The organism is Bartonella sp. B10834G3 (genome assembly GCF_016102505.1).
Lineage (GTDB): Bacteria > Pseudomonadota > Alphaproteobacteria > Rhizobiales > Rhizobiaceae > Bartonella > Bartonella choladocola.
On sequence record NZ_JACFOM010000002.1, the window covers coordinates 296853 to 318082 of the forward strand.

Consider the following 21230-nt stretch of genomic DNA (forward strand, 5'->3'; position numbering starts at 1 on the left):
CGAACCATTAGCATAGACTCACTCACGTGTGCCAGTCATACCAACGGGGACAGATAGAATTATAAAGCAGAGAAATGCACCAGAAAGCAAATCAAATGCGCAAGGATTGAACAGGCAGTCCGGAAAGAACAGGATGGCGTCTGCTGCGCAGCTTTACAGCCCGGTCGAGCGGCATGTTGTGAGTCTGCCCGATGATATACCATTTATCAATCCACATAAAACAGGGATAAATTCGCTCTCTAAAAAGCTCAAGGATGCGCTTTTGTGGGTCTATCACTCGTTTGTTCATGAATTCGAGCAAGGGTTAGCGTTTCTGTTGATTCCGGTGTTCATGGCTGTCGGTGCGATAATCTATTTTACACTTCCATATGAACCCGACGGTTCAAAACTTGCAGCTTATTGCGCTTTGGCGATCGGGTTTTTTATCCTGTCCCGTCATTATCGGCCGGTCTTTTTTGTTGCCGGTTTTGCGACATGTATTGTTGTCGGGGCATTTTGTTCCAAAATAGAGACGTGGCGTATAGCGACACCAATGCTTGGAAGCGATATTTCGACAACAATAAGGGGTAGAGTTATCGCAGTCGAAAAGGCAACAAATGCAAAATCGCGTTTGGTTGTGGATATATTGGCGACGAATAATCCCCATCTCTATTACGCTCCCGAAAGAGTAAAGTTATCCGCTTCGACGAGCAATATGGAAATCGAACCGGGTGACGGGGTCGAGGGACGGGTGAAATTACGGGCAAGTTCCGGACCAATCAGGCCAAACAGCTATGACTTCGGATTTTCCAATTATTTCCAGTCTATCGGTGGTCAAGGCTATTTTGTAGGCAAGCCCAAGAAAATTATTGTCGAACCGCCGGACTCGTTGGTCAAGCGGGTTTCTCTGGGAATTTCGCGTTTACGTGTGGCAATGACAGTAAGGATAATAAAGGCGATCGGCGGGGAAACCGGTAGCATAGCGGCAGCATTGATTACCGGCCAAAGAGGCGGCATCTCGCAAACAACCAATGATGCTTTACGGGTTGCAGGACTTTCGCATATTTTGTCAATTTCCGGTTTGCATATGGCGATGGTCGCCGGCATGGTTCTGATTATTGTCAGGACATTACTTGCAATATTTCCTGGCTTTGCCTCGCGCTATCAATCAAAAAAGATTGCCGCCGCAGCGGCATTATTGGCATCCGCCTTCTATCTCGTCTTGTCCGGTTCCGATGTCGCGGCGCAGCGCAGTTTCGTAATGGTTGCAGTTATGCTTATCGCGATAATTTTTGATCGTTCCGCGATAACAATGCGCAATCTCGCTATTGCCGCCATTATGACTTTGCTTGTTGTCCCGCATGAAGTGCTGGGACCGAGCTTTCAAATGTCGTTTTCGGCAACAGCCGCATTGGTGGCTGTGTTCGGTTGGTGGAGCAGAAGACCGAAATCATATTATCAGACGACACCGATGTTTTTGGGAGCCGGTATAATGCGCATTGTTCTTTTTCCGGTTCTTTCGACGGCAATCGCTTCACTTGTGGCCGGTCTTGCAAGCGGAATTTTTTCTGCTTACCATTTTTCCAATACAGCGCCCCTTGGAATTATCAGCAATGCTTTGGCATTTCCTGTAATGTCGATCATTGTCATGCCTTTTGCACTTGTTGCAGCGCTGGTTATGCCATTCGGTCTTGAATGGCTGCCGTTGCAAGTCATGGGAGGAGGCGTGAAACTTGTTGAAAAAATTTCCTACAGTGTTGCGGCAATCTCGCCGGATATCAATCCGGGTGTCATCCCTCCGGTTGCATTGGTTTTTCTGTCTTCCGGCCTCATTATACTTTTATTTTTAAAGACGAGGCTTTGTCTCTTTTCAGTTCTATGGTTTTTGGCAGGCATTTTTTTTGTTGTTATACAAAAACCGCCTTTATTGCTTGTGTCGGAAGATAAAGGTGCTGTCGGCCTCATCGACAATCGAAATCTTTATATTACCGATAAAAAGCCGACGAAATTTGTCACAGAAGTTTGGCAACGGTCGTATAAATTGAACACAGTTGTAGGCCCCGCAAACGCTGAACAGCGGGAAGGAGCGCAATTTATTTGTAATGAAGGAACTTGTCGAACACAAAAAGATAGCGGTTTAAAAATAGCAGTGATCGAAGAGCAATATAATAGCGACATGACATGCCCTGATGCGGATATTCTGGTTGTTTATCAAAATATCCATTTATTGAAATGTGACTCAGGGCAAAAAATTATTACTGCAACTTCATTGATGTTATACGGAACTACGCTGGTTACCGATAAAGGTAAAATAATATCCTCTATTAAGGGAGGGCCGACACGACCTTGGAACGAATATCGAAAATATTTGCAAGCTTCAAACCGGTCATTTTGAATGAAATGACAGTTAAAGACTATCAGGATTCTTGAATTTCAATTCTTCGATTTCAGCTTGTCTTCTGCTCATCTTTTTCCGTTTGTTTTTCGAGATTAACAACTGACATCGTTCGGGTATTCGCTTGAAGCGTCAATAATGAACGAAACTGTCGATCAATGAAAGAAACTGTCGCGCAGTTTAAGGTTTTCGGTTTCACGGAAGCTTTGAAAAGTTATCGAGCCAGTTAAATATAATAGAGGCAGAACCTGAAAATATCTGCAAGATTTCTTATTTTCATGGATAAATCGACGAGATTTCTAGCTCCATGGATACGGTTCGCCAACTCCGCAAGTCTTTCTGGAATGAACGGTGGTGTTGTGACAACTGCGACATACCGGAACGTCGGTTTAACGAGCAATGAGGGCGAAAACCAAAACAAGGTGTAAGCGAATAAATAGCTATTTCAAAATAAATATGTGAATTTGAAAAACGGCTTCAGGCTAAAAGAAACCGGCCAGAACGACACTCGTGGTGGTTCTGGCCGGTTCAATTTCGATAGTTATTTTTTATTCTTTGGCTTCGGCATGTTCAGCTGAACCTGCATTCAACTGGCCATATTTTTCTTCGCCAATCTTGTTAAGGAGAGCAAGTTGTGTTTCCAGAAAGTCGATATGGCCTTCTTCATCTTCCAACAATTCATCGAATAATTTTTTTGAAATATGGTCGGACAATTCGGCGCACAGCTCACGTGCAACGCGATAAGCTTCTCTTGCCTCATATTCTCCGGCCAAGTCACATTCCAGAACTTCCTTGATATTCTGGCCGATGCGAAGAGGGGCGAGGGTTTGCAAATTGGGATGCCCCTCCAGAAAAACAATACGTTTGACCAGCTTGTCAACGTGCCCCATTTCTTCAATGGATTCCTCACGTTCCTTATTTGCAAGCTTTGTGTAACCCCAATCTTCAGTCAAGCGGTAGTGAATCCAATATTGGTTGACCGCCCCAAGTTCAAGAAAGAGCGCCTGGTTAAGCCGCTCGATGACCTTTTCGTGACCTTTCATGTTGACCTATTCTCCTATATTTCAATCGCAATGCGCGCACACGATCAAGATAGGAGATAATCTCAGCCTCGTCCCGATTATGTAGGCGATGATAATTTTCCGATACCCGAATAATGGTTTCGAGTATATTCGGAAAGCAACAGCAACACTTGCCGCGCTTCGCCAACACTTTATAAATTTTTCCGGGAACAATCAATTGCCAACAATCCTCTTCCAACAGAGAATTGATAACATCTTCGATCTCTGATTGACTTATTACGTTACACGAACAAACAATCATTATCGATAACCAATTACAATGAAACCTATCAGACTCACTAAAACATGACAAACATATGAAACATTAAGTCGGGAATCAACCCCTAAAGTGGATTTTTTTTATCCACTATAAAATCAGGGTATAAAAGGGCAAATTTCAGTAAAAATATCGGGTTTCGGGTGTCGGGAGATTGCTTTTTTTTCGGCGATCCGTAAGAGATGAAACACTTGTTAGGAAAAGCGAATGGCTATGAATGCTCTGGAACTGAAAAAAGCAGCCGCCGCAAAAGCGGTTGAATTTGTCCAAGACGGGATGAAACTTGGAATTGGAACCGGCTCTACAGCAAATGAATTTATTCGTATATTGGCGGAGCGTGTCAGAGACGGTTTAAGCGTTGTGGGCGTTGCTACATCGGTGCGTTCGGAACAGCTATGCCGTGAACTCGGAATTCCGGTAGCAAGTCTCGATGATGTTCCCGCTCTTGATCTTGATGTTGACGGTGCTGATGAAATTGGTCCGCATATGGCTTTGATAAAGGGGGGCGGTGGTGCATTATTGCGCGAAAAAATCGTCGCTTTTGCTTCGTCCCGCATGTTGGTGATTGCTGACTCTTCCAAACTGGTTAACGCGCTTGGTGCATTTCCTTTGCCTATTGAAGTCAATCCGTTCGGTTTGGCAGCAACAAAACTTGCAATTGTCGAAGTAACAAAGAGCCTTGGCCTTTCTGGCAACATTTCATTAAGGCAAGAGAATAATAAACCTTTTGTTACTGATGGTGGACATTTTATTCTCGATGCATCATTTGGTCGTATTTCTGATCCAGAAGCTCTATCCGAAGCACTTTTTTCGATCCCGGGCGTTGTCGAACACGGTTTATTTTTGAATTTGGCAAAGAAATCGGTGGTTGCAATGACCAATGGTGAAATAAAAGTTTTGGATGAGGCGGATTTTTAGAGTAAATGTCTTTCCATCGGTTTTTTTTGACGAAAAAGATGGCTAAAAGTTTTTGACGATAATTATGGAGTAACCACTGAATGAACACGGCATTTTCCATCCGACGCCTTGCTGCAACGCTGGGAACAGTCGCAATTCTTGGTATGGGCGTTAATTTCACCTATGCTGACGATATTAGCGAAGCACAGTTGCAATCGGCACAAAAAGCAATTGCTGCAATCCATGCTACAGACCAATTTGATGAATTTCTCCCAAGCACCGCTCGTGATCTGAAAGACGAGTTGATGCGTAAAGACCCCAATCTCGCAAATATTATTTCCGATACGGTTGATGAACAGGCGATGGCACTTGCCAAACGTCGCGCCGATTTGGAAAAAGAGGCCGCCCGTGCCTATGCCAAGCATTTTTCACAAGCCGAGCTTGACCAGATCACTGCCTTTTATACATCGGACACAGGTAAAAAATTGTTGACAGAAGGTCCTGTTGCCGTTCGCGACATCCTTTCGGCATATGACGTATGGCGTCAAGGTGTAGCTCAGGATCTGGCTGCAAATGTCGGAAAAGCAATGGCTCAAAAGCTTGGTACACAAAAACGTGCAGCACCCAATCCACCGGCAGCCGCACAGAGTGCAAAGCCCAAGGCTCCCGCACCTGCACAATAATCGGCTTTCATCAAGTTTTGAAAATGGCGGCATTATTGTCGCCATTTTTTTTGCCAAAAATTAAAAATACAGCTATTTCAGAAATCGGTTAAAGCAAATAACATTGTATTGGCTTATAATTCAGGCACTCCGGTACCATATTAAAAGTTCCAACAATTGAAGTGAAAGGAAGTCCCCGTGTCATCATATGATTTTGATCTGTTTGTAATAGGTGGTGGTTCGGGCGGTGTGCGTGCTGCACGTTTGGCCGGTGCGCTCGGAAAAAAAGTTGGCATTGCAGAAGAATATCGCATGGGCGGAACCTGCGTTATCCGCGGTTGTGTGCCGAAAAAGCTTTTTGTCTATGCCTCGCAATATTCACAGGAGTTCAAGGATAGTCATGGCTTTGGCTGGACTCTGGATGATTACAAATTCGACTGGACGCGGCTTCTTGAAGCTAAAAACAAAGAGATTGCCAGACTCGAAGGGCTTTATCGCAAAGGACTTGATAACAACCATGTCAAGATTTTTGAAAGCCGTGCCGTTTTTGTCGATGCTCACACATTGGAAATTAAAACAACCGGCGAACGGGTAACTGCCGAGAAAATTCTGATTGCAACAGGCGGTCATGTTTCCCGCCATCCGGAAATTATCGGAAACGAATTGTGTATCAGCTCGAATGAGGCTTTCAATCTGGACAAATTGCCTCAATCCATCGTGATAGCAGGCGGTGGCTATATTGCAGTAGAATTTGCAAACATTTTTCACGGACTGGGTGTGAAAACAACATTGGTTTACCGCGGTGATCTGATATTGCGCAAATTCGACTCCGATTTACGGCAACTGTTAAATGATGCCATGCAAGAAAAAGGTATTCGCATTTTATATAACGCAACGATCGAACAGGTTGAGAAAAATTCTGAAAACTTCAACGTAAAGCTTTCGACAGGCGAAACATTGACAACGGGAAAAGTCATGCTGGCTCTTGGACGCTCGCCCAACACCGACGGATTGAATTTGAATAAAGCCGGAGTTGAATGTAATTCCCGTCATGCTATCATTGTCGACGACTATATGAAGACAAGTGCTGATAATATTTGGGCTGTGGGTGATGTTACCGACAGGATACAGCTAACACCTGTCGCAATCCATGAAGCAATGTGTTTTATCGAAACCGCTTTCAAAAACAATCCGACAAAGCCGGATCATGAACTTATTGCAACAGCAGTATTTTCACAGCCAGAGATTGGCACAGTAGGGCTGACAGAGGAAGAGGCGGTGAAGAAGTTCCAACGTGTCGAGGTTTATCGTGCTCTGTTCCGTCCGATGCGTAATACACTTTCGGGAAATACTGAAAAAATGCTCACCAAACTGGTTGTTGATGGAACGTCAAAACGGGTGGTGGGAGCCCATATACTGGGTCATGATGCAGCCGAGATGGCACAACTTCTCGGTGTCTCTCTCAAAGGCCAATTGACGAAAGATGTGTTTGATAGAACCATGGCGCTTCATCCGACGGCCTCTGAAGAATTGGTTACAATGTATCAACCCACTTATGTTTACGAAAACGGAAAGAAGCTGAATTGAATAGAATGTGTTCAGTCGAACGGATGTTGTTAAATTGTAGTAAAAAAAGCGGAATTACACTTTTAGAGAGACCATGGACTTGGCTTTAAACAACAATTCTGTTTATATCATAAAGTAGGTAGGTGCACCTGATCCGGGATATTTTTAAATCCCGATAAAAGGACACCGGAACTATATTTTATACCGTAAAGTGAGATAATGATGACTAAAAATTGGACGCCTGCATCTTGGAGATCAAAACCGATTAAGCAGGTACCGACTTATCCTGATCCTGTAGCATTGGCTCATGTAGAAAGTGAATTGCGCCGTTATCCACCTTTGGTATTTGCCGGTGAAGCGCGCAATTTGAAGCATGAACTTTCACTGGTTGCAGAAGGAAAGGCTTTTCTGTTGCAAGGCGGTGATTGTGCAGAAAGTTTCGCCGAGCATGAAGCTGATAATATCCGCGATTTTTTCCGTGTATTTTTACAGATGGCGATTGCATTGACTTTCGGCGCTTCAAAGCCGGTGGTAAAAGTCGGCCGCATTGCCGGACAATTTGCAAAACCGAGATCTTCCGACACCGAGACCAAGGATGGTGTTACCTTGCCATCCTATCGTGGCGACATCATAAACGGAATAGAGTTCGATAAAGCTTCTCGTACACCCGATCCACAGCGCATGTCGGAAGTTTACCGGCAATCGGCAGCAACTTTGAATTTATTGCGTGCCTTTGCTCAAGGTGGCTATGCCAATCTGGATAATGTCCATAAATGGATGTTGGGGTTTATTGCCAACAGCCCGCAGGGCGAACGTTATAGCAAGCTTGCACAACGCATTTCAGAAACAATGGATTTTATGCGGGCAATCGGTATAACAGCCAATACAAATTCGTCATTGCGTGAAACGTCATTTTATACAAGCCATGAAGGGCTTCTCCTCGGTTATGAAGAAGCGCTAACGCGCGTTGATTCTACATCGGGTGACTGGTATGCGACATCGGGGCATATGCTCTGGATCGGAGATCGTACACGTCAGTCCGATCATGCGCATGTCGAATATTGTCGCGGTATCAAAAACCCGATCGGCCTTAAATGCGGTCCGTCACTTGAACCTGATGATTTGTTGAGACTGATTGATATTCTCAATCCTGAAAACGAGGCGGGAAGACTGACACTGATTGCCCGTTTCGGTTACGACAAAGTAGGAGATCACCTTCCGCAACTCATTCGTGCTGTTGAACGCGAAGGCAAAAAGGTTGTTTGGTCTTGTGATCCGATGCATGGCAATACCATTACGGCCAACGGTTATAAAACCCGCCCGTTTGAACGGATTTTGAAAGAGGTGGAAAACTTCTTCGCTGTCCATCATGCGGAAGGAACTTATCCCGGTGGTATCCATATCGAAATGACCGGACGTGATGTCACTGAATGTACGGGTGGCGCCCATGCCATTTCGGCAGAACATCTTTCCGATCGGTATCACACCCATTGTGATCCGCGGCTGAATGCCGATCAGGCACTTGAATTGGCGTTTCTTGTTGCAGAGCTTTTGAAAAAACAACGGGATGCCGAGACAACACAGGCAACTGCCCGCTAGAGAAATTAAAACACGATTTTTGACATCGGATGAAAAGCGCATGGAGAGATTATTCAAAGCATTTTTGAATTCCCTCCGTGCAGTCAAATATTTGTTGACTCACGAAAAGGCTGTTATTCAAGAGACAATTCTTTTCGTGATTTCTCTGCCTGTAGCCTTCTTTTTGACCGATAATTGGCAAAGCTTTTTATTGCTTTGCGGTTCTATAGTTTTTGTCATTATTGTCGAGGTATTGAATACCGCTATCGAAGCGACCTGCAACGCCATCACCCGCGAATATCGTGTAGATATAAAAATTGCCAAGGATGCGGGTTCTCTAGCGGTTCTTCTTTCTATTCTCTTAACGATATGTATATGGATTTCGGTCATTTTAAAAACGTTGTTTTTCGTTTAACATATGCCGTTGCAAGGGCAACGATGACAGGCTAAATCAAGACCATGACCAAAAAGCTGATAGAAAATGATCTGACGCTCGCTGTTGCACAATTCAATCCGGTTGTTGGCGACATTGAAGGCAATTTGAATCTTGCCTTGAAAGCCCATAACGAGGCGAGTGAAGCCGGTGCCGATCTTCTACTGTTTACCGAGCTTTTTATCAGCGGTTATCCTCCTGAAGATCTTGTGCTGAAACCGTCTTTCATTGAAACTTGTGAAAAAGCATTGTCGAAACTTGCGTCGGCAACGGCTACGGGTGCCGGTATTATCGTCGGTGTTCCGATACGTCGAAAAGGCCACGTCTATAACGCCGCTGTCGTTCTTGACGGGGGAAAGGTCATTGCCGAATGCCTGAAATTCGACCTGCCGAATTATAGCGAGTTTGACGAAAAACGGGTTTTTTCTGCCGGACCATGTCCGCAGCCGGTAGAATTCCGCGGCATGAAGATCGGTTTGCCAATCTGTGAAGATATTTGGAATGATGATGAAGTCGCAGCCCGACTTGCCGAAGCAGGCGCGGAAATCATACTCGTTCCCAATGGCTCTCCTTATAATCGTGAAAAACCGGAATTACGCTATGAAGTCGTTAAAAAACAGGTATTGAAATCTTCTCTGCCAATTGTTTATGCGAATGAAGTCGGCGGTCAGGATGAACTTGTTTTCGATGGTGGGTCGTTTGCGGTCAATGCAAATGGAACGCTTGCCTTTCAAATGAAGCATTTTCAAAGCGAGCTTGCATATAGTCGCTGGCAAAAACAGAATGGTAAATGGTCTTGTGTTTCGGGACCTCAGGAAAAAATGCTTCATGATGCAGCAGCCGATTATCAGGCTTGCGTTTTAGGCTTTGGCGATTATGTCAATAAAAACCGGTTCAAGAGCGTTGTATTGGGGCTTTCGGGTGGTATCGATTCAGCCTTATGTGCGGCCATTGCAACCGATGCACTTGGAGCCGAACGTGTTCACGCTATTATGCTTCCCTATAACTATACCTCTTCGGAATCGATAAGGGATGCGGAAGAATGTGCGAAAATGCTGGGCTGCCGGTATGACACAGTACCGATTGCCAAACCGGTCGAAGGATTTGAACAGGCTCTAAAACCGCTTTTCCAAGGCACAAAGGCCGATATTACCGAGGAAAATTTACAAAGCCGGACACGCGGCACAATTTTGATGGCCATATCGAACAAGTTCGGCTCAATGGTTGTAACCACCGGAAACAAATCTGAAATGTCGGTTGGTTACGCTACACTTTATGGCGATATGAATGGCGGCTTTAATCCGATAAAAGACATTTATAAAATGCAGGTTTATGCGCTTTCAAATTGGCGCAATAACCATTTTCCAATGAACGGCTTGGGACCAAAAGCCGCGGTCATTCCGCAAAATATTATTGATAAGGCACCATCGGCCGAACTGCGTGAAAACCAGAAAGACGAGGATTCGCTTCCTCCATATCCGGTACTTGATGATGTTTTGCGTTGCCTCGTCGATGAAGAAATGAGTGTTTCCCAAATAGTCGAACGTGGACATCCAAGAGATTTGGTCGAAAGGATCGAGCGTTTGCTCTATATATCCGAATATAAAAGACGCCAATCGGCCCCCGGCGTAAAAATAAGCCATAAAAATTTCGGTCGTGATCGTCGCTACCCCATTACCAATCGTTTCCGCGATAAAAATTGAGTTGTTTTATGATAAAAGTTCGTTTTGCACCCTCGCCAACCGGTTATATTCACATCGGTAATACCAGAATTGCTTTGTTTAATTGGCTGTTTGCCAAGGCCGAACAGGGTAAATATGTTTTACGTTTCGATGATACAGACATCGAACGTTCCAAACAGGAATATATTGATGGAATCGGTATTGACCTCGACTGGCTCGGTATCAAACCGGATGAAATCTATTATCAGTCCAAGCGATTTGACCGCTATAATGATGTCGTTGAAAAGTTGAAACAGCAAGGTCTTCTTTATCCTTGTTATGAAACACAGGAAGAGCTTGAAAGACGGCGTAAAATTCGTTTGTCTCGCAAACTTCCGCCAATCTATGGGCGTGAATCTTTAAAACTTGAGCCGGAAGAAATAAAAGCATTTGAGGCCGAAGGCCGCAAACCTCATTGGCGTTTCAAACTGCCCAATTTTGATACCGACCCGTTCAAGACGAGACGCACCGATGTCCATTGGGATGATGTTGTGCGTGGGCCGCAAACAATTGATCTTGCTTCTATGTCGGATCCGATCCTCATTCGCGAGGATGGAAGTTATCTTTACACGCTGCCATCTGTCGTAGATGATATTGACATGGGTATAACCCATATTATTCGCGGCGATGACCATGTTACAAATACCGGCGTTCAAATAGCAATTTTTGAGGCACTTGGTGCTCATGCACCGACATTCGGCCATATCAATCTGCTTACGACCATTTCGGGTGAAGGTCTTTCTAAACGTAAAGGTGACCTGTCAATCCGTTCATTACGGGAAGAAGGTTTTGAACCTATGGCTGTCGAGTCATTGGCGGTTCTGATTGGAACTTCTGAAAATGTAACAGCATGTAGAACACAGGAAGAGTTGCTGGAACACTTTGATCTGGCATCTGCATCAAAGTCTTCGGCAAAATTTGATCCGGCCGATTTGTTAACGCTTAACAAGCATATTGTGCATTTGCTGGAATTTGATGAAGTCAAGGCACGTCTGGAGAAATTGGGTATAGCCGGAAAAGATGCTTCACCCTTCTGGTATGCAGTACGCGGCAATATTGACAAGGTTAACGAAGCCAAATTCTGGTGGGAAAGATTGGAGAAAGACGGTTCTTTTAACGCTGTTTCAAAGGAAGATCGTGATTATGTTCACCAATCTGTTTCCTATTTACCGGAAGGCGAATTTAACGAAACAAGCTGGAAAAGCTGGACGGAAGCATTAAAAAAAGCAACAGGCCGAAAGGGCAGGGCACTTTTTATGCCATTGCGGCAGGCGCTCACCGGCCTCGATCATGGACCGGAAATGGCAGCATTATTACCGCTATTGGGAAAAACCAAAACTCTTGAGCGTTTAAAAGCGTGACTTGATGTTTAAAGAAACACCAATAGAGGCAGACCAGCAGATGTTGATCTGCCTTTTCTTTAATCAAAAATTTTCTATTTGGCCAAAAGCTAGCGATACGTAAGGCTGCTATTTTTATTTGATAAAATCTATATTGGCAGCGAAATACCGCTTCAAACCGCTGAATTTTCCGCTCTATAACAATGCCGGATGAAACGAACGGAGAAACGGTTAAATCAACCCTCGTATGGCTAAATCAGCCCAGCCCACGGTTAGATCAGCCTTGCGTACGGCAAATAATCAGCCCCGCGTACCATTAAATCACCCCGCTTACGGCTAAATCAGCCCCGTGTATCAATCAACATAAAAGCGGGAATATCGTTCCCGAACCCTTTCGGAGAGGCGGGTTCTTTTGACAATTTACCGGCGTAATTTTTTGAAGAGTCGTTGGAGCGAACATCCGTTGCAGAAGCATGCTTCAGGCTTGGCTCAGCATCTTTTGTTTTTTCAATCTTTTCGACAGGCAGCTTTTCACGGCTTTTGCTTTCCTGCTTTTGCTCGGCCTTGTCTGTTCGTTTTTTCGCGTTTCTTCCGGTTTTCGATTCTGCCGATTTGGAGCGTTTGTCGTTACGGTTCGGTTCTTCCTCGCTCGTATCCTGTTTCAGCGAAGCGAGATCGCCATTATACCACTCGATTTTCTGATCGCTCATCTTTTCGATTGCGTCGACGTATTTTTTATCTGCCGTTGTAACGATAGTGAAAGCTTTTCCAGATTTTCCGGCTCGGCCGGTTCGTCCGATACGGTGAACATAATCTTCTGCATGAGTTGGAACATCGTAGTTAAAGACGTGACTTACATCCGGAATATCAAGACCTCTGGCAGCAACGTCGGAAGCAACGAGCAAAGCAATTTTTCCTTCTTTGAAATTCGCCAGCATAGTCATACGCGAACGTTGATCCATATCGCCATGAAGTGCACCGACGCTGAAGTTATGGCGTACGAGCGAACGAAACAGCTCCGATATATCTTTTTTCCGATTACAAAAGATAATTGCGTTTTTTAATTCATTTCCTTCATTGTGAATGAGGTCGCGCAAGACCGCACGCTTTTCCCAGGATTTACGGCCGGAAGCGACGAGCTTTTGCGTAATTGTGGTGGCGGTTGAAGAGGCTTTTGCGATTTCAATCCTGACCGGATTATGCAGGAATTGCTCGGTCAATTTGGTAATTTCGGGTGCCATGGTTGCGGAAAAAAACAACGTCTGGCGGGTAAACGGAATGAGTTTACAAATACGTTCAATATCGGGAATAAATCCCATATCAAGCATACGATCTGCTTCATCGATAACCAGAATTTCAACGCCGGTTAACAACAATTTGCCCCGCTCGAAATGATCGAGGAGTCGTCCCGGAGTAGCAATCAGAACATCCGCTCCACGGTCGAGCTTGCGATCCTGATCGTCAAATGACACGCCGCCAATAAGAAGTGCCACACTCAAGTGATGATTGACGCCATATTGATCGAAATTCTCTTTCACTTGCGCAGCAAGTTCACGCGTCGGCTCAAGAATGAGGGTGCGGGGCATTCGTGCCCTTGCGCGCCCTTTTTCAAGAAGCGTCAACATTGGAAGTACAAAGGAAGCAGTTTTCCCCGTACCGGTCTGGGCAATGCCCAATACATCCTCATGCTTCAGGACATGAGGAATGGCTCCAAGTTGTATTGGCGTCGGTTCTTCATATCCAACGGATTTTACTGCTTCGAGAACCTTTTCAGAAAGGCCCAAATCACTGAAACTGGTCAAAGGCGCTATCACTCTTTCTCTTTTTCGCCCAACTTTTATGACTATGGTCAGGACAAGTCAGCCAACTTACACCCCTTACAAAGGCGTTAAGGTGCAATCATAAAAAAGTCAACAAAAACCCTTGTTCGCCACGCGTTTTAACGTGTATTCTTCTTAATAACGGAATTGTTCGGATAATATACGCTCATCCCATGAATGGTTAGAATCAAATAAAATAGAGGCCTTAACGCCCTTTGCTAATGAAATAATTACCGAACTCACGGATTTTACTTCGACATTGTCTGCGGCAGCATTAACAGGCCGCTTATCCAATTCCAGCATATCAAAACGGACAGTCACAGAATTGGGCAACAGCGCACCATGCCAACGCCTTGGCCGGAACGGGCTAACCGGCGTGAGAGCCAGTAGCGGGGCAAGTAAAGGTAATATCGGCCCTTGTGCCGAAAGGTTATAAGCAGTCGAACCAGCCGGAGTTGCAACCATGACCCCGTCACAATTCAGTTCATCCATACGCACTTTGTCGTCAATACTGATTTTGATTTTGGCCGCCTGATATGATTGCCGGAACAGCGAGACCTCATTGATCGCCAATGCCTCGACATGGCCTTCACAGATCGAATCCGCTATCATTCTGAGAGGTTTTATATCTTCTTTGTGCGCTTTGGCGATGCGTTGTGGCAGATTTGCTATTCTATATTCGTTCATAAGAAAGCCGACCGACCCGCGATTCATTCCGTAAATGGGCTTTCCCGAATTCATGAAGTTACGTAAAACTTCCAGCATTGTTCCATCGCCACCCAACACAACAATGACATCGGCTTCATCCACCGCCGATTGTCCATAACGGTCAGTCAGGGCTTGCATCGAACTTTTTGCCTGTTCGGTTCTGGATGCAATAAAATGAAACCGCTCTATAGATTTATCCATAAAATTATTCCGCTTTTCCGGGAGCCTGGTCTCAGAAGAGTTTGAATTTGCAGGCCGCACATTGGGATTCATTATAAAAACAAAACATTGGATACTTAATCTGTAAAAACAGTTTTTTCAATCATTGACAATTTCTGCTGCCTTAGTTCATGAATAATGGCAAGTTCTTATCATTCGTTCAGCAAATAATTGAAACGCAAGCCGAAAAGAAACGGTTACCCAAAAAGGTGAAGTGATGAAAACGAGACTTTGTTTGATTATACCTGTCGCACTTTTTTCTTTTTCTTATGCCTATGGAGAACCGGCTCTGAAAGGTTGTGCTGCAAAAAAACACAGCATCGAAACGCAACTCCAACATGCACGACAATATAACAATAAACATCAAATAAAGGGGTTGGAAAAAGCTCTTGAAGATAATATCGAAAATTGTGACGATAAGAAACTGGCGGCTGAACGCAAACAAAAAATAACAGAAAGAATGAACAAGGTTTCTGAAAGAGAAGCCGAACTGAATGAGGCGAAAGCACGCGGTGACGCGAAAAAAATATCCCGTAAAGCTGAAAAACTGGAAAAGGCAAAACAAGAACTGAAAGCTGCGCAGGAAGAACTCGATCGTTAAAAAGGGTATTGTTCTCCCGATTTTGGTGTTTTGCGTTTTGTTATAGCGACATTTATCAAATTACCGGTGATCGTTCTGATGAGCGGGTAAAAAGGGCGGGCGAGGCCAAAAACGCCACCAGAATAGTTTTCAAGGGTGTGCTTTAACTGCTGTTATGCTTGCTCATTTTGAGAATGCGGAATGTTGGTGGCTTGTCGTTCAAAACCAACTATTCGCCAGAATTTCGTTTGGTATTCGCTAAAATTCGGTTTGGTGGACCTTTTCAGCCTGAAAAAATGACCGCATCCAAAGAAAATTTATCAAAAAGGTTTCAGCGTTTAGATTGTTCTATTGTGAAATTGATTGATATTAGATCCAAATATGTTTCGGCGGCTTGATTGCTGCCGACAATTGCGCCGCTTGGTTATTCTCTCATTTGCAAAATTAAAATAGAAATGTGTTTGCGGCAAAAAACTGTCATCACATTCTGAAGAGGCATGGTGCCACATGATCTATGAGATGTGTTAATTGGAACGCGTTTTCTGGAATGGTGCAATGACGGTTTAAAGCATCTGTCGCACTACAAATAAAATGCCCTAAGGCGAAGCGAAAAATATTTTCAGTTTTTGATTTTTTTCACGTTATTAATACAAAAAGCATTTTCACCATTGAACCATTCATTCTGATCGGCTAGAAAACCTCAAAACAAACCAGGTTCTTGCAATCCGGATTTGCACCCGTAGCTCAGCTGGATAGAGCGCTGCCCTCCGAAGGCAGAGGTCAAGAGTTCGAATCTCTTCGGGTGCGCCAATATGGTATCTATTTCTTGAAAATATTCGATAAGCAGAGAGACGTTCGTTTAGCGCGAACCAATTTCCGGTTGTTCCCGATATGTGAAATCAATCCGGAATTTTATAAAACCGCTTCTGATGTCACGATGGTTTTTCAATGTTCGTGACAAGCAAATCGGCAATACGATTTGCTGCAACATTCAGGACTTTTACGGTCTTGCAACTCTATCCAATAATATGGAAAAAGGGCGGGAATCCGAAAGATTTGCGTGAAAATTAAAAAAGAGCGGGCGCAAGACAGAAGATTTTATGTCTTCCCATAACCTTTCCAAAAATAACGATAAAAATTGCTGATAAAATAAAAGTCGGTTGTGCGGTAAAGACTTTCGCGTTGATATTTTGTCAGCAGCAGGATTGTAGAGAAAATTTTGGTTAACTTTTACAACAACAAAAAAGCCTCACAACGCCGTTATATTCCGGACTTTGTGAGGCTTGTTCTTGAGCGATGAAATAGGTATTTTCAAGTGAAACGCTTAGAAAAATCCTTTTCTTTGCCACCAGCCAACACGTTTTGGCTTGTCTTCTTCATTTTCGTCAGAGGAGGTTACAACCGGTTCACTGGAAACCGTTTTTTCATTCTCGTCGGTTTTATTTTTTGATCGCGTTGTTTTGCGTCGAGATTTCTTGGCAGGTTTTTCCGCCTCAAGCGTTTCGGTTTCTGACGCTGTTTCGTCTGATTGTTCCTCGACTTTCGCTTTACGTGACCGTCTGGTTGTCTTCTTTGCAGGTTTTTCGACTTCTTCCGGCGGCACCTGTTCTATCGTCGTCTCTACAGGGGTTGTCGCGTCGTCATTTGAAACAGCCTCAACAGTTTCAGCCGTTTTTGTTTTACGTTTGCGACCACGCGACGAGCGTTTTGGTGTTTCGTCCGCTTCGTTAGTCTGAGACTTTGTCTCGCTATTTTTCTCTTGTGCAGTTTCTCCGGCTTCAACAGGCGTTTTCTTTGTCCGTCTCTTGCGGGGTTTTGCGGTTTCTTCCTGGTCTTTCTGGTCTTTATTGTCCTTTTGATCTATTTTCGGTTGTTCAGCAGGAAATTCGGGAACACTTTGTTCTTTTGCAACTACAGGTGTCACCTTGATTGCAATTTCTGTTGCGGAAAAGCCGACCGGTTCGGCAGCCGGTACACGACGTTGCCTTCTGGCTGCGATAACTTCGGCGAGCGCGCGTTCAGCAAATTCGCCAACCGGTTCCGCATAAGGAATTCTGCGACGTTCAAAATCGCCATCACGATAACGGCGGCCGCCACGGCGTCCACGACGACGGCGACGCCTGTTGTCGTCTTCGCTGCGTACTACGTCATCCTCATTACGGGTACGCTGGGCTTTCTCTTCATTGCGGTCGTTCGATTTGCCGCGGTTACGACGTTTGCGCCTCTGATTATTGTCGTTATTATTATCATCTTTTGTTTCATTATCGATTTCCGAAGTGTCTTCTTCGACAATGATTTCATCTTCGCTATCATCAACCGGTGGCAATTGCGGAATAACCGCAGGTGTCCCTTCGGCGGCCGTTCCTTTATAAATCGCCAGATTTTGTGCACCGACTTCGTCATCAGCCTCGATATTGATTGTAAGACCGAACCGATGTTCCAAATCCGACAAAGCTTGCCGTTTGTGATTGAGCACATAGAGTGCTGTTGCGACCGATGTCCGAACGGTAATATTGAAATGCGGGTTACGTAACAGATATTCTTCTATTGACCGCAATACGTGGAGAGCCAATGACGAGTCGGAACGGATATAGCCTGTTCCATTGCAATGTGGACAGGGTTGCATAGTGCTTTCAAGAACAGAAGCACGAATGCGTTGGCGGCTCATTTCCATAAGTCCGAAATGCGAAATGCGCCCGACCTGAATGCGCGCCCGATCATCTTTCAGACAATCTTTGAGTTTTTTCTCGACCAACCGGTTGTTGCGCTTTTCTTCCATATCAATGAAATCAATGACAACAAGTCCAGCAAGATCACGAAGTCGCAATTGTCGCGCAACTTCTTCGGCTGCTTCAAGGTTTGTTTGACAGGCGGTCTCTTCAATAGAATGTTCTTTGGTCGACCGACCGGAGTTTACGTCGATTGCAACAAGAGCTTCGGTCTGGTTGATAACAAGATAGCCACCGGATTTAAGCGTTACTTCAGGCTGCAACATGGCATCAAGTTGCGCCTCGATACCATTATGGGCAAAAATTGGTAATTGTTCGCGATAAGGTTGAACGACTTTCGCATGGCTGGGCATCAACATGCGCATAAAGTCTTTGGCTTCTCTATAGCCATGCTCGCCTGAAACAAGAATTTCGCTGATGTCTTTGTTATAAAGATCGCGGATCGAGCGTTTGATAAGGCTACCTTCCTCGTAAACAAGGCAGGGCGCAACCGATTCAAGCGTCAGCGCGCGAACATTTTCCCAAAGACGCATCAAATATTCATAATCGCGCTTGATTTCTGCCTTTGTGCGGTTGGCTCCGGCTGTGCGCAAAATAACCCCCATACCTTTTGGTACGTGAAGGTCTTTGACGACATCTTTAAGACGTTTACGATCTTGGACATTTGTGATTTTGCGCGAAATGCCGCCACCGCGAGCAGTATTCGGCATAAGCACAGAATAACGACCCGCCAAGGACAAGTAGGTTGTCATGGCCGCACCTTTGTTGCCACGCTCTTCTTTCACAACCTGAACCAACAAAATCTGACGACGTTTAATAACTTCCTGAATTTTATATTGGCGACGGGGAGCACGCTCGCGAGCGGGAACCTCTTCCAACGCGTCTTCAGCACCAACAAGCTCGACACTGTCTTCAGCATCTTCGCCCGCTGCCTGTTCAATGTCGTCAATCTCATCACCTGAATCGGCGACTATATCGCTCTCAATTTCAGCTTCAGCCGGTTTGACTTTCTTTCTGCGGTTATTTCTGGAAGTTTTTTCGTTTTCCTGTTCGTCTTCATCGTCGACAAGAGCTGCTTTTTCTTCTTCCTCTAATAAAGCTTGCCGGTCAGCAACGGGAATTTGATAATAATCGGGATGAATTTCGGAAAACGCAAGAAAACCATGGCGATTACCGCCATATTCAACGAAAGCAGCTTGTAAAGACGGCTCTACCCGCGTTACACGGGCTAGATAAATGTTTCCCTTGAGAAGTTTTTTGTGTTCGGATTCAAAATCGAATTCTTCAATACGATTGCCACGAACAACAACAACGCGAGTTTCCTCCGGGTGGGAGGCATCGATAAGCATTTTGTTTGACATTATAGAAAATCCTGCAGGCGACACGTATAATAGAGCCGATGAGAGACCTTGAAAGTCTCTTGGGAGGCAAAAAATACTGTCTGCCGATGAATAGAAGCTTTGCCAACGAACTATAGTAAGAGTGGGCGCGCATATTCCAGCTTGCATGTGCCGCTATTGAAATAACTTCCACTATCAGTTTTGTTTGACTCATATCCAGCGAGTCTCCGGCAAAACGTTTTTGAAATAGTCCGGATAACCGAACCAGCGAAACTTAACTGTTACAAGCCCGTTTCCAATACATTCAGTCTATGACAAAATGATATAGAACGCCCGGCGCTTATAGACTTCTTGGAAGGAAAATTATTTGCATGAACTGCCTAAAAGAACGTTCATCCATTTTTTCCTGACCATTCAAGACATTTACGCTTTTAAGTCGATATTGTGTCCAACACAAGTAACTTTATAGGGACACATAACTTATCCCTTGAAAAACATGATTTTGGCGGTTTATGTGCATCTTTTGCAAACAATAGTGGCACGATCTTAAAATTGCCAAATAGCCGCATTACTGTTCGACCCGTTTTTGGGGGCAAAAACTAAAAGAAACGAGGATTGTTTAGCAATGAATCAACAAAGACAGCGATCGGGGTTCATTGCTGTAAGAGGAAATGCGAGAGGGGTTCTTTTTCTTATCGCCTTGTTGATGTGTTTTTCCGGTTTTATCAATTCCGGTATTGCTGCACCGGCAAAACTGGAGCTTATCAACATAAGGGCTATCGGCGACAATACACGCACACGCCTCATTGCGGTATTCTCTGCCAATCCTGCCTATTCGCTCCAATTTCTCGACCATCCGAACCGTCTTGTAATCAACCTCCCGGTTGTCGATTTTTCTTCGCAGAAACAAAAGCCTTTAAACTTCGGTATGGTTTCCGATTTGCGCTACGGCTCGTCCGGTCCGGTGTCTTCGAGAATTATCCTGACCACAACAGCACCATTTTCTATCGAAAAAAACAGCATTGAACAGCTTGATAGCGGACTTTGGCAACTTGTTATCGATCTCGTCAAAGATAACGAGCAAAATTTCAAAAAGCTGGTGAATAGCGGGATTACTGAAAATGCACAGACAGCCGGAAACAGGCCAATCGCACAAAAACCTTTCCGCATTGTGATTGATGCCGGACATGGCGGAATTGATAGTGGTGCGGAGAGCATTTCGGGGGTGTTGGAAAAAAATGTGACTTTGGCATTTGCCAGATCGTTACGTGATGAACTTGAAAAAAATGTCAATCTGGAAGTTTTTTTGACGCGTGATTCCGACGTTTTTCTCAGACTGAACGAACGTGTGCAAAAAGCGCGAAGTTATGGAGCAGATCTTTTTGTTTCTATCCATGCAGACACAATCAACATGACGGCAATGCGCGGTGCAACAGTCTATACGATTTCCGATCAGGCTTCGGATGACATCGCTAAAGCTTTAGCCGATCGTGAAAACAAAGCCGATCTTGTGGACGGATTGCCACCCGATGAATCGCCAGAAGTTACGGATATTCTGATTGATCTGGCGCGCAGAGAAACGCTTTCGTTTTCGGTAAACTTCGCCGACAGGGTTATTTCATGCCTTGAGCAAAATAATATAAATCTCATAAAAAATCCGCATCGCTATGCCGGTTTTCAGGTTTTGAAAGCACCCGATATTCCTTCGGTCCTCGTAGAAATCGGATATTTGTCGAACAGGGAAGATGAAAAGCTGATTACCGATCCGCTTTGGCGCAGACGCGCTGCAACCGCGATTGCAAATGCAGTGCAACAATTCGCCAATTATCGCAACCGCAACGGAAATAATCCACAACCATGAGAAAAATGCTTGAGAAAAACTGCTACGATAGTCTTAACTTTGACATTAAAATACTAAATATTGC

The 21230-nt window shown here is 44.6% G+C and carries 16 protein-coding genes and 1 tRNA gene; 12 read left to right on the forward strand and 5 right to left on the reverse strand.

The genetic code is table 11. From position 1 onward, the window contains the following. Positions 1 to 133: 133 nt before the first annotated feature. Entirely contained in the window at positions 134 to 2374 is a 2241-nt protein-coding gene (locus tag H3S94_RS06750) for a ComEC/Rec2 family competence protein (RefSeq protein WP_198240622.1), read from the forward strand. Between the two features lie 548 nt (positions 2375 to 2922). Here the strand turns inward: H3S94_RS06750 and bfr are convergent. Both bfr and H3S94_RS11880 read right to left on the reverse strand, forming a co-directional pair. Next, positions 2923 to 3417 (reverse strand): bacterioferritin, encoded by a 495-nt coding sequence (gene bfr / locus H3S94_RS06755; RefSeq protein ID WP_075870748.1) that lies wholly within the window; start codon positions 3415 to 3417, stop codon positions 2923 to 2925. Beyond that, a complete protein-coding gene (locus H3S94_RS11880) occupies positions 3383 to 3697 on the reverse strand; it encodes a (2Fe-2S)-binding protein (RefSeq protein WP_077992055.1) in 315 nt (104 codons plus the stop codon). Before H3S94_RS11880 ends, bfr begins: the two co-directional genes overlap by 35 nt. A 228-nt stretch (positions 3698 to 3925) precedes the next feature. Here H3S94_RS11880 and rpiA point away from each other — a divergent pair, with 228 nt between their 5' ends. The 7 genes from rpiA (at position 3926) to gltX (ending at position 11930) form a co-directional block, all read left to right on the forward strand. Then, complete coding sequence (gene rpiA, locus H3S94_RS06760) at positions 3926 to 4630, forward strand: ribose-5-phosphate isomerase RpiA (protein ID WP_198240851.1); 705 nt, start codon at positions 3926 to 3928, stop codon at positions 4628 to 4630. A gap of 80 nt (positions 4631 to 4710) precedes the next feature. After that, the gene (locus tag H3S94_RS06765) at positions 4711 to 5292 is read left to right on the forward strand and encodes a DUF2059 domain-containing protein (protein ID WP_198231061.1); all 582 of its coding nucleotides are present in this window, start codon (positions 4711 to 4713) and stop codon (positions 5290 to 5292) included. 177 nt (positions 5293 to 5469) lie between these two features. Further along, positions 5470 to 6858, forward strand: coding sequence for a glutathione-disulfide reductase (gene gor, locus H3S94_RS06770; RefSeq protein ID WP_198240623.1), 1389 nt, complete (start codon positions 5470 to 5472; stop codon positions 6856 to 6858). A 201-nt stretch (positions 6859 to 7059) separates the two neighbouring features. Next, entirely contained in the window at positions 7060 to 8436 is a 1377-nt protein-coding gene (locus tag H3S94_RS06775) for a class II 3-deoxy-7-phosphoheptulonate synthase (protein ID WP_077994530.1), read from the forward strand. A 40-nt stretch (positions 8437 to 8476) separates the two neighbouring features. After that, on the forward strand, positions 8477 to 8830 hold the full coding sequence (locus H3S94_RS06780; protein WP_198240624.1) for a diacylglycerol kinase: 354 nt from the start codon (positions 8477 to 8479) through the stop codon (positions 8828 to 8830). Positions 8831 to 8874: 44 nt separating this feature from the next. Then, the gene (locus H3S94_RS06785) at positions 8875 to 10551 is read left to right on the forward strand and encodes an NAD+ synthase (RefSeq protein ID WP_198240625.1); all 1677 of its coding nucleotides are present in this window, start codon (positions 8875 to 8877) and stop codon (positions 10549 to 10551) included. A gap of 8 nt (positions 10552 to 10559) precedes the next feature. Then, positions 10560 to 11930: a glutamate--tRNA ligase gene (gene gltX / locus H3S94_RS06790; protein ID WP_198240626.1), complete on the forward strand. Its 1371-nt coding sequence runs from the start codon at positions 10560 to 10562 to the stop codon at positions 11928 to 11930. A 320-nt stretch (positions 11931 to 12250) separates the two neighbouring features. Here the strand turns inward: gltX and H3S94_RS06795 are convergent, their stop codons facing one another. Together H3S94_RS06795 and H3S94_RS06800 are read right to left on the reverse strand one after the other, a co-directional pair. Then, positions 12251 to 13723 carry a DEAD/DEAH box helicase gene (locus H3S94_RS06795; RefSeq protein ID WP_198240627.1) on the reverse strand — a complete coding sequence of 491 codons (1473 nt, stop codon included), beginning with the start codon at positions 13721 to 13723 and terminating at the stop codon, positions 12251 to 12253. A gap of 141 nt (positions 13724 to 13864) precedes the next feature. Further along, entirely contained in the window at positions 13865 to 14638 is a 774-nt protein-coding gene (locus tag H3S94_RS06800) for an NAD kinase (RefSeq protein WP_198231066.1), read from the reverse strand. Between the two features lie 235 nt (positions 14639 to 14873). Between H3S94_RS06800 and H3S94_RS06805 the strand changes: the two genes are divergently transcribed. The 3 genes from H3S94_RS06805 to H3S94_RS11990 all read left to right on the forward strand — a co-directional run bounded on the left by H3S94_RS06805 (position 14874) and on the right by H3S94_RS11990 (position 16300). Beyond that, positions 14874 to 15257: a DUF1090 domain-containing protein gene (locus H3S94_RS06805; RefSeq protein ID WP_198240629.1), complete on the forward strand. Its 384-nt coding sequence runs from the start codon at positions 14874 to 14876 to the stop codon at positions 15255 to 15257. A 712-nt stretch (positions 15258 to 15969) separates the two neighbouring features. Continuing rightward, a tRNA-Arg gene (locus tag H3S94_RS06810) sits at positions 15970 to 16046 on the forward strand. Between the two features lie 119 nt (positions 16047 to 16165). Continuing rightward, positions 16166 to 16300 carry a hypothetical protein gene (locus tag H3S94_RS11990; protein ID WP_255520160.1) on the forward strand — a complete coding sequence of 45 codons (135 nt, stop codon included), beginning with the start codon at positions 16166 to 16168 and terminating at the stop codon, positions 16298 to 16300. 260 nt (positions 16301 to 16560) lie between these two features. Here H3S94_RS11990 and H3S94_RS06815 read toward each other — a convergent pair whose 3' ends face one another. Next, positions 16561 to 19326 carry a ribonuclease E/G gene (locus H3S94_RS06815; protein ID WP_198240630.1) on the reverse strand — a complete coding sequence of 922 codons (2766 nt, stop codon included), beginning with the start codon at positions 19324 to 19326 and terminating at the stop codon, positions 16561 to 16563. A 604-nt stretch (positions 19327 to 19930) separates the two neighbouring features. Between H3S94_RS06815 and H3S94_RS06820 the strand changes: the two genes are divergently transcribed. Further along, positions 19931 to 21166 (forward strand): N-acetylmuramoyl-L-alanine amidase, encoded by a 1236-nt coding sequence (locus tag H3S94_RS06820; protein WP_246786439.1) that lies wholly within the window; start codon positions 19931 to 19933, stop codon positions 21164 to 21166. The last annotated feature ends 64 nt before the right edge of the window (positions 21167 to 21230 follow it).